This is a genomic window from Leptolyngbya sp. ST-U4 (assembly GCF_039962215.1).
GTDB lineage: Bacteria > Cyanobacteriota > Cyanobacteriia > Elainellales > Elainellaceae > Leptolyngbya_A.
Genome location: NZ_JAMPKZ010000068.1, coordinates 1 through 9,654, shown reverse-complemented (window position 1 = coordinate 9,654; position 9,654 = coordinate 1). Strand labels below are relative to the sequence as shown.

Genomic DNA, 9,654 nt, shown 5'->3' with positions numbered 1-9,654 from the left:
GTGGTTCGTGCTCAAGAATTGGATGCGTCAACGCTGGGATGAATTTGATAGCTTTCGCGATTGTGTCGATGCTGCCTTCAACCATTGTTCGAACGTGTATCCGTAAAGCTATACAGCAAGTTCAGATATCTTGCAAAAACTTAATATTTTAATCCTACCTACTCAGGCTGACATCTGGATCTGCCTCTGGGCGTTTGGTTCAATTAATTCTTGGTTTGATTAATTCAAAGTGAAATAAAACGTTGAGTCTTCGCCGTAGCAGGACTCGATCCAAATTTGCCCACCGTGACGCTCAATGATTTTTTTAGCGATCGTCAATCCTGCCCCTGTTCCTCCGCCATACAAGTGCTGCTCATGGAGTCGCTTAAACAGTCGAAAGACGCTGTTGAGATGGCGATCGCGGATGCCAATGCCGTTGTCGCGGACGTAAAAGATGAGGGGGTGAGGGAATGAGGAGGTGAGGGGGTGAGGAGATGGGGAGAAGAGGGTTTTGTTTATGATTTTCTGTGTTCTGTCTGCTTCAATAAAGCCGATCTCGACCCACTGATGAGGCTTGTCATTGTATTTGACAGCGTTGCTGACCAGGTTCATCAGGACTTCCTGAATCAGGATGGAGTCACAGTGGAAGGTCGGGAGCGGACGCGGAATCCGAAATTCGGTTTGCAGGTCGGGGCGACTGAGGCGCAGTTCTTCAATAACTTGATGCAGGATTGAGTTGAGATCCGTGGGCTGAAGATAGAGTTCGGTTTGTCCCAGCCGGGAGAACTTCAGCAGTGCATCGATCAGTGACTCCATGCGGCGGGTTAGGCGGGTCAGGGTTCGCAGCCGCGCCTTGCCGGACTCGTCCAGAATATCGGAGTAGCCTTTCAGCAGCAGGTTAGAGTAGTTATGAATGCCGCGCAGCGGTTCTTTCAGGTCATGTGAAGCCGCATAAGCAAAGGAATCTAGCTCGCGAATGCTGTTTTCTAGCTCCCGGTTCACTTTGGCTAACTCGTCTGCTTTTTTAAGGACAACGCCGACGATCGCACTTCTCAGATCGATCGCGTTCTCTAATTCGCAGGTTTTCCAGGGCAACGAGGTGAACCGCACGACTTCCTGCCATCGCTCGAACGATTTGCGCGGACTAAGGGTGATGCTGCCGTTTTCTGCAACGTTCAAAGCAGCGTTCGGATCGCCTGCCCAGTTGACTGTTTGCAGCACTTCTTGGCGAAACCAAATTATTGTGTAGCGTCGCACCTGGGAAATTTGCAGCAAAAGCACTCCGCTGGCACTGTCCTTGAATGGCTCGGCGGCAGCATAAAGCTTAGGCAGTGAATCGGTGTGAAATAGCGGGGCGTTGAACCGGGGAAGCTGTATTTCTGCCCACTGAAGCAGGGCGCGAACCTGTTCTAGCGTGGGAGTGGTTCCAACTAGGGTAATTTCATCTTCCAGGCACACTGCTACCCCCTCAGCATTAACCAAGTCCAGCAGGCGAGGAGCAGGATTGATCAGGGCTTGTTTCAGATCATTCGCCTGGGAAATTGATTGGAGAAAGTCGGACTGCAACGATCGCAGCTTTGTCAGATAGTTGAGTTCTTCGGTATTGACTTTGTTTGCCAGTTCGGATGCAATTAGTTGCGCCAGCAGTTCGCAGCTTTCCCGCATTTCGTAACTGATTGTTTTTGGCGTTTGGTGATGACAGGAAATGAGTCCCCATAGGGTTTCGCCCTGGTTCAGTGCGGCGACCAGAATGGCAGCGACATCCATATTCTGGTGATATTCCACGCAGCAGGGGTCAACACTTCGCAGAATTGCGCGTTGCAGGTCGGTCGGTTGCTGGGTGACTGGATTCTCTGCGGGAATTAACGCGATCGGTCGGGTATTGAGATCGGGAATGTAGCGTAGCAGTCCGCGTCGATAAAGTTCTCGCACGGGTTCTGGAATATCGGTTGCCGGGTAGTGCAGTTCCAGATAAGGAGCTAAGTCTTCTCGCTTTGCTTCTGCAATCACTGCCCCCGCGCCCTGAGCATCAAAGCGATAAATCATGACGCGATCGAACCCTGTGAGCACACGAATCTCTACGGCTGCGGCTTGCAGAAATTCAGCCAGATCGGGGAGGCGGCGCAGTTGGGCGATCGTCTGATTCACCTGCGTTTGGAGCTGTAAGGCATTCAGATGGGGTTGGGCGTGTGCTGGTTCTACCTCCAGAATGATTACGGTGGCAGTTGCGTATACAGTGCTGTTGAAACACTGCGTGCCTCTCCAAAGGTGAAGGGCTGCCTTGCTGTAGCGGCTCGCCTGCTTTACTCCCTGTTGAATTGTGGCGATCGCAACCTCATCGAGCAGGACACCGATCGACTGACCGAGCAAATTTTCGGGCGAAACGCCGAAATAATCCTCAGTATTCGCGCTAACTTGCAGCACAACCAGTTCAGGATTGCTCAACACAAACAGAATGCCAAAGGGCTGGATTGAGCCTGCGAAATGGACAGGTTCGGAAGGGAAACTGCCTGGAGGAAGACCAGGGGTGTTATGGGGTTCAAACCCATTCATGGCAGGGCAATGAGAAGAACTGTGACTTTATCAGAACTGTAGCTTTATGGCGTTCTAACCATAACTTTCTCTGAATTGTAGCAGGGTGTTGCATTATGTTAAGTAAACTAGAGCAATCCTAAAGAGAATATTAAATTGTTAAGCAATTCTAAAGAGCAGATGAATGCTGCTAGCATAAAATCTAAAGAAAATCTTAAATATCTCAGAAGGAGTTTAAGTGATGCTGGTTAGCCCCTCGATATTGCGAATGACATGGGCTGTTGCCGAAGAAGCTTTGCCCCATGATCTAGTCGCTCTTTCAGATGCAATATTGGTCAAGCTCCTGCTGCAGCGTGTCTCTCAGAAAATTTTGCTGAATGGTGAAGAAGTGCGGGCACTGGATGACTATCTCACTGCGAATGTCTCCTTAATTCGCGATATTGCTGAATCTCGTTTGATTCAGGAGATTGCTTGAAAAAGGGAGTTTTGTTGCTAAGTATCGGTGTCAAGAAGTAATTGCAAAGCTCCTTCAGCCCGACTTCAAAGAATTATTTCAATTTTGATGCAACAGTCCAGGTTGCGTAAACTCTGCACGAGCTGATGGATGAGGCTTGAATCCTGCCATACTTTCTACTTTGACTGCTGTGCTGCTTCTGCTATAACAGTCACTGGAAAGGGAATTCTTGCTGATCGAAGCCTTCCAACAACAGGCGCAACAGCCACGGTATAGACAGCCACTGAAGAGAAAGCTTGATGTTTGTTCTAACGATTCACTTGACCAGGTCGGGTACGTCCGGGAAATGCTTTTTCGTGCAATCTGGGCAAATGCCATGGGTCAGTTCAGCGTGGGAAAGCTGCTTAATGTAATCTTCGACACGATGCCAGTACCCCTCATCATTCCGAATATTCTTACACCAAGCGCAAATGGGCAACAATCCACGCAAGGCGTGAACATTTTCGACAGCTTCTGCTAAGGCAGCAGAAACACGACGCAATTCCAACAGAGAAACGACTTGCCGAGCGAGGGCTTGTAGGGCAGAAAGCTGATCTAGGTTGAGTTTTCGAGTTTTTTGATCGATTACACAAAGGGTGCCTAAGGCTTGCCCCTCTGGATTGATCAGTGGCGCACCTGCGTAGAAGCGAATGTAAGGATCTGCCGTCACTAAAGGATTGTCTGCAAACCGCTCGTCAGCATGTGCATCTTCAACCACCATCGGATCTTGTCCCAAAATCGCGTAGGAACAAAAGGCTTGCTCGCGGGGCGTTTCCGAGACAGCCAACCCAACTTTTGATTTGAACCACTGCCGATGCTGATCGAGCATGACCAGCAACGCGATCGGTGTTCCACAAATAAATGAGGCGAGATGAGTAATATCGTCAAGTCCTGCTTCAGGGTCAGTATCTAAGATTCGATACTGCCGTAACGCCTCTAGCCTTTCAGCTTCATTGCTTGGGATTGGCACTGCCATGGCTTTGCCCTTGTGATGCTTCTTACCTCCATTTAAGCTGAAGTTTCTCGAGGACTATTTGTTGTGTTTAGAGCGTAATAAAAAGAAAACTTAAGTTTGGGTTTATCACCGATCGTGGCAGACATCCTTCTTCTCAAGCTCAAGCTGCCGGGATTCAGTTCAGAGTTAAAAAACGGCTACAACAAAGCCCCTACCTGAATGAGCGAGGGCTGTTTTATTGATGGCATCGGGGCAATCGCCTCACTGCCGTTGCTTTTTGCGATATTCCCAGGGCTTGAGGGCATTTAGATATTCCAGATTCCCTGCTTTGACTGCTTTGACTGCTGTTTCTGCCTGCTCCATTTGAGCTTTGTGAGGGCAGTTAGAAGCATACTGCCTGTACAGATAGTCATTGCCGCTCTGATATGCTCGACGTTTAGAACCGTTCTGCTAACACTGAAAACCTCTGCGACTTCTTGACCATAGCGATCGACATCCACCACAGTCAGCCTGGCTTGATTGTTCGATCGCTTCGCCAGTGATTGCAGATTGTTCCGGCTTGCCTCTCTCAGTTGCTGTTTGAGTTCGGGCGCATCAATGCCACAGAGCCGGATTCGTTCTTCTTTCCCGTCCCGGAGTATGCGCATCGTGTCTCCATCATGAACATTCACGACTTGAGCAACTTCGCCTTGGGATGTGGGGGACTGGGCAGGAGTTAAAGTTTCTTGATTGCTGTGAGTTTGGCAGCAAAATATCTTCAATCTCCCTAAGCTTTTGCAGAAGGGTTTTGTGTAGACATTCTAGGCTCTTCTATCCTGCTGCTTTTTCTACAGCTCACATTAATTTTGGCTTTCATTTACTTCTGTTAGGCAATCAAATAGTGAACTATTGACAGAGGGTAAGCAAAGCTCAGATTTTAGATAAAACTATTTCAATACTCCGCTGGTCATAAGATCGATTCAAATTCTTATTTGTATTTCTATAGGTTGATCATACTGTTTTCTTAAATCTTTAGAACAGTAGCCAGTGAGGCAAATTTTTTAGCAGTTTGAACAGGATTTATTCCACGAGCAACTTATGCTCTACACAAAAATTTGCAAGCTGCTTAGGAAAATAAGCATTCCTCATTCATCTCATTACGCTCAGTTTTGAGGAATGCCTTTTGTTTTAGACAGAAAGTAATTAACTACGTCAAGGAAGTTACCATGTTTCTACACACCAAGCGTTTGCAGTACTTTACCAAACCAGAACGTCCCGATCCGATTTACGCCAAGAAGTTGCAGGAACTCATTGGTGGATCGATGGGCGAGATGACTGTTATGATGCAGTATCTTTTCCAGGGCTGGAACTGTCGCGGACCTGCAAAATATAAAGATCTACTGCTCGATACTGGAACTGAGGAAATCGGTCACGTTGAAATGCTTGCCACAATGGTTGCATTTCTGCTTGATAAAGCCCCTGTCGAAATGCAAGAAGAAGGGGTAAAAGATCCGGTTGTAGGTGCGGTAATGGGAGGATCAAATCCTAGAGATGTAATTGTTGCATCAATGAACCCTCAGCACGAGATTGTGTCTGGTCAAGGCGCGATGCCTGCGGATAGCGTTGGCTTCCCCTGGAATGGTCGCTTTATCACGGCAAGCGGTAACCTACTGGCAGACTTCCGCTCTAATCTCCACGCCGAATCTCAAGGTTTGATGCAGACGGTTCGCCTGTATGAAATGACCAATGACAAAGGCGTGCGCGATCACCTGAGCTTTATGATTGCCCGTGATACGATGCACCAGAATCAATGGCTTGCAGCGATCGAAGAACTGAAGAGCGATGGCTTTGAAGAAACCGTTGTCCCCAAAATCGCACACGAATACGGGCAGCGGGAACACGCTTATGAATTCTGGAACCATTCCGATGGAACTGACAGTGCCGAAGGACGATGGGCAAAAGGTCAATCGATCGATGGCAAAGGAGAATTTAAGTACGTGGCAAATCCGCAGCCGCTTGCAGAAGAAGTTGAGCCGCCGCAACCCAAGCCCAAACTCCATGCAACGCCCAAAACGCCTGCGATGATGAAAACCAGCGATAACGGGTTGAAAAACATTGTAGACAGCGCGGTAGATGCAGTGGATAGCCTCACAAAGGGCGAATAGTCGTGATTTGCTAAAAGGGGCATTTCTAATTCTTCAGAACCTCGAAAGTAGCTGTTTTCTCTACAATCGAATTTGTTCTTTAGGGAGATGATGCCCCTTAAAAATTACTGAAGTAGGCATTGCGGAAAGGCGTTGCTAAATGCAGATAGCAGATATAATTTTCAATTGGCAACGCCAGCAAATTTTATGCAATGCAAACTTTGTGGGAAGCAAACGCTATGTTATGCAATGTTGCAATTCCAATGCTTCCTTCTCGTGATTTAAGCAGGACGATTGCTTTTTATCAGAAATTAGGGTTTCAAGCGTCTTCCGACCCCAATGCTCAGGATTTAGACTACTCGATTGTTTCTCGTGAGACGATCGAGCTTCATTTTTTTCGATTTGCTGAGATTATTCCAGCCGAATCTTATGCAGGATGCTATCTGCGGGTGAGGGATGTGGATTCACTGTTCCGTGAGTTTCAAATACAATCCTTACCCTTTGAGGGAATTCCCAGACTCGGCAAGATCGCAAATCAGCCCTGGGGAATGCGAGAGTTTTATCTGGTTGATTTAGATGGAAACCTGATTAAAATTGGGCAAGTTATAGCTGCTTAGTTGCTGGATTAATCAGTCAAGGTGCTTAGTAGAAACTCGGTCAGGGCATCGGGCAAAATTTCATCCAGCATTATGATTGTGACGATAGCAAATTTGGCTCCCACACTTTGCAAATTGTCGTCCAGCGCAGTCAAAAAGCCTTTGGCAGTCAGGCCTTGCCCGATTTGAACAAAGCCAACTCCTAAATTTTCATTGCTATCAAATCGCCATCCGTAGCTTTACCAGGACGGTCCTAGCGGGGCGGAACGCCGCTCACATTCAGCACATCTGCTAGCGTCCCACAGTAGGTAGGCAAGCCAAACGTTAAGGGACTGACCGGATTAGTGTAGGTGAAGTGGCGATACTGCAAGCAGAACCGATCCCATGCTTCCATCTGAATCCGAAAGACCGCAATCAGAAAATTGGCAAGCCCGATCGAGAGCGGAATTCTAAACAAGATCGGCTGATGCAAATAGTCGCAAACTTCTTTGACTGCCTGATTGACTGTCATTGCCTCATTGCCCAACACCACATCGTGCGATCGTCCCACTTCTAAAGGATGATCTACCAGATGTACCGCCACCTGAGCGATATCCCTGGCATGGAGAAAGTGAAAGCCTGCGTCTGCCTTAAAAAAGCGAATCAAGCCTGCCCAGCGCAGCACTTCCCGAATTCCAGAAGTCAGGTGGGACAGGGGCTTTTTCTCATCGCCGCCAAACACAAGCGTTGGAAATAGAGTGGTAATCTTAGGAGCGATCGACAGTTTCGAGAGCTGACTGTAGCAGTTGTATTTCGATCGGATATAGTCTGTGCCGATTTCGCCTGCCTGCTTCAAAGGCTGATTCTGACGATCGAGAATACTTGCTGTCGAAAAATAAAGCACCTGCTGACAGCGGCCGGGGTCGAGCAGACTCATCAACCGCAGCGTTTTGGTCACATTCACGTCAAATACTTCGCCTGCACCGCCCCAGGAAGTTGCTGCGAGAATCGCACAGTCGATCGTCTTCAACAAGTCACCCAAGCGATCGATCTCGCGCATATCGCCCTCGACCAGGGTGATGCCAGGACGAGCGTTATAGTCAAACTTCAGCTTGCTCACATCGCGCACCAGAAAAAACAAATCGTGCGGCGTTTGCTGAATCAGTGCTTCCGCTAGATAGTGACCAATGCAGCCGCTTGCGCCCGTAACAAAAATGCGTTTGACCATGCGAAAAAACAAGATGAAGAATGAACACAAAGACCACCTGAACGACAAGACGGCAATCTCATCATCATGTGCCGCTCCTTGTCATCTAACCATGCCCTGCTCAAAAAAATTCATCTCTCGATTGGCTCACGCACTGCCCGACCCCCACCCGCTAGAATAAAAATCCGAGTGCTGAAGAAAATATGCTGCCACGGGAAGATCTACTCAAAGGAATTGAAAATCGAGAAACGGCGGTTCGCGTGATTGACCAGGCAGAAGTCGCAATCAAGACCTGGGAAGTCGTCTGCACCGATTTCCTATCACCGCCCGAACTGGCAGAAGTACAGCAAATGTTTTCTCGTTTAGTCGATGTGCAGTTTCTCACATGGGGAGGCTATCCGCAGGCAGAACGACAGCGTGTTGCCATTGCCCGATCGGATTTGCCGTTGGATCGGTCTCAGGTCGAGCTAGCTGCTCTGGAAATTGCCGGAAATTTTTTGTTCGACCCCGCCAGCCATCGGGATTTTTTGGGGGCGCTTTTAGGCACAGGTCTTGTGCGGGAAAAAGTGGGTGACTTAATTGTGCTGGGGGAGCGGGGGGCACAGGCAATCGTTGTGCCTGAACTTACAGATTTTCTAGAAATCAATCTGACTCAGGTGCGATCGGTTCCAGTGAAGACGCGCCGCATTGACTTGAGTGAACTCAAGGTTCAGCCACCCAAGAAGAAAGAGATGACCACGGTAGAAGCTTCGATGCGCCTTGACGCGATCGCTTCAGCAGGTTTTGGAATGTCGCGCAGCAAAATGGCGGATTTGATTACCGCAGGTGACGTGCGAGTGAACTGGAAGGAGATTACTCAGTCGAGTCATACGCTGAAGCCGGGCGATCTGGTTGCCATTCGTGGCAAGGGACGGCTTGAAGTCGGAGAAGTGGCTGTCACAAAGAAGGATCGTTACCGGGTGCAGTTAACTCGTTTAGTGTAACCCTGGCTACGGCAGAGCAACGGGGATACGAAGCTGTTCCGACCTTGAGGCGATCGAATTATTTCTCCTTAAAGATAGAGTGTGCTGAGATATCAGGTGAGCGGGGTTGCTCAAGCTCAGTTGCAAGACTTGCCAAGGCTCAGGCTGAATGAAGGTTTCACCAAAGCTGTAAAAGAGCCTATTTTTTGTAGAGTCTGAGCGTTCAGGGATAACGTTACTGCGGCTTATGTCGAGTCATCAGCCCCAAATTGCCTAACGGACAGAGTTTGAACATTCCGTCGGCCACATTTCGGAGATCAGAGCATTTCTAGACTCAACCGATTCTGCTGTCCGAGATCTACAAATTCATCAGGGTAGACTATGACGAGGCAATGCTTAAGTACCCTAAAACCACAACCTTCAGCATTTCTGATCCCAGCCTGGTTCGTTAAAGGTCACGACGGCTCTTGCGATCGAAGATTCAGCTTATAGAATCTCGTGTAGGAGGGCGATTATTTGAGTAAAGCTACGAGATTGACTAAACCAATTTGCAACAGAGTGTTAACCCAAAGGATTGACCCAAAAACGTTACCAATTTGGGCGCATTTCTGCTCTGCTTGACAAGCTGACAAAGTGTAGGAAACCACTTGGCATCCACCCGCTTTCAGGTCTGTACACGTATCTGTACATAGATCTAATCGCTCCAATTACCGTCTCAGCAATTTCCCAAGAATTTTGAGGGGTGTGGGTTGACAGTGAGGAGGTAGGTTAGTTATATTGATAAAGCGGTGGAGGGAGCGAGGCCAAAGCGAACGAGCTAAGGCGACG

Annotated in this window: 8 protein-coding genes and 1 pseudogene; 5 read left to right on the top strand and 4 right to left on the bottom strand. The window is 48.4% G+C overall.

The features are described 5' to 3' along the window. Positions 1-106, top strand: a pseudogene (locus NDA02_RS27580) (IS630 family transposase); the annotation flags it as partial. Positions 107-219: 113 nt separating this feature from the next. On the opposite strand, the gene NDA02_RS27575 reads toward NDA02_RS27580, so the two are convergent. Continuing rightward, positions 220-2,532: an ATP-binding protein gene (locus NDA02_RS27575; protein ID WP_190790267.1), complete on the bottom strand. Its 2,313-nt coding sequence runs from the start codon at positions 2,530-2,532 to the stop codon at positions 220-222. Between the two features lie 247 nt (positions 2,533-2,779). Here NDA02_RS27575 and NDA02_RS27570 point away from each other — a divergent pair, with 247 nt between their 5' ends. Further along, positions 2,780-2,986, top strand: coding sequence for a hypothetical protein (locus tag NDA02_RS27570; RefSeq protein WP_199296355.1), 207 nt, complete (start codon positions 2,780-2,782; stop codon positions 2,984-2,986). A 295-nt stretch (positions 2,987-3,281) separates the two neighbouring features. Here the strand turns inward: NDA02_RS27570 and NDA02_RS27565 are convergent, their stop codons facing one another. Beyond that, positions 3,282-3,980 carry a GAF domain-containing protein gene (locus NDA02_RS27565; RefSeq protein WP_190790268.1) on the bottom strand — a complete coding sequence of 233 codons (699 nt, stop codon included), beginning with the start codon at positions 3,978-3,980 and terminating at the stop codon, positions 3,282-3,284. Positions 3,981-4,264: 284 nt separating this feature from the next. Continuing rightward, positions 4,265-4,606 (bottom strand): thermonuclease family protein, encoded by a 342-nt coding sequence (locus NDA02_RS27560; protein ID WP_190790269.1) that lies wholly within the window; start codon positions 4,604-4,606, stop codon positions 4,265-4,267. Positions 4,607-5,164: 558 nt separating this feature from the next. Here NDA02_RS27560 and NDA02_RS27555 point away from each other — a divergent pair. Together NDA02_RS27555 and NDA02_RS27550 are read left to right on the top strand one after the other, a co-directional pair. Beyond that, positions 5,165-6,103 carry a manganese catalase family protein gene (locus NDA02_RS27555; RefSeq protein ID WP_190790270.1) on the top strand — a complete coding sequence of 313 codons (939 nt, stop codon included), beginning with the start codon at positions 5,165-5,167 and terminating at the stop codon, positions 6,101-6,103. Positions 6,104-6,345: 242 nt separating this feature from the next. Then, positions 6,346-6,699 carry a VOC family protein gene (locus NDA02_RS27550; protein WP_199296356.1) on the top strand — a complete coding sequence of 118 codons (354 nt, stop codon included), beginning with the start codon at positions 6,346-6,348 and terminating at the stop codon, positions 6,697-6,699. Between the two features lie 232 nt (positions 6,700-6,931). Here the strand turns inward: NDA02_RS27550 and NDA02_RS27545 are convergent, their stop codons facing one another. After that, on the bottom strand, positions 6,932-7,885 hold the full coding sequence (locus NDA02_RS27545) for an NAD(P)-dependent oxidoreductase (protein WP_190790272.1): 954 nt from the start codon (positions 7,883-7,885) through the stop codon (positions 6,932-6,934). A 182-nt stretch (positions 7,886-8,067) separates the two neighbouring features. On the opposite strand from NDA02_RS27545, the gene NDA02_RS27540 reads away from it, so the two are divergent. Beyond that, positions 8,068-8,847 carry a photosystem II S4 domain protein gene (locus NDA02_RS27540; protein ID WP_190790273.1) on the top strand — a complete coding sequence of 260 codons (780 nt, stop codon included), beginning with the start codon at positions 8,068-8,070 and terminating at the stop codon, positions 8,845-8,847. The last annotated feature ends 807 nt before the right edge of the window (positions 8,848-9,654 follow it).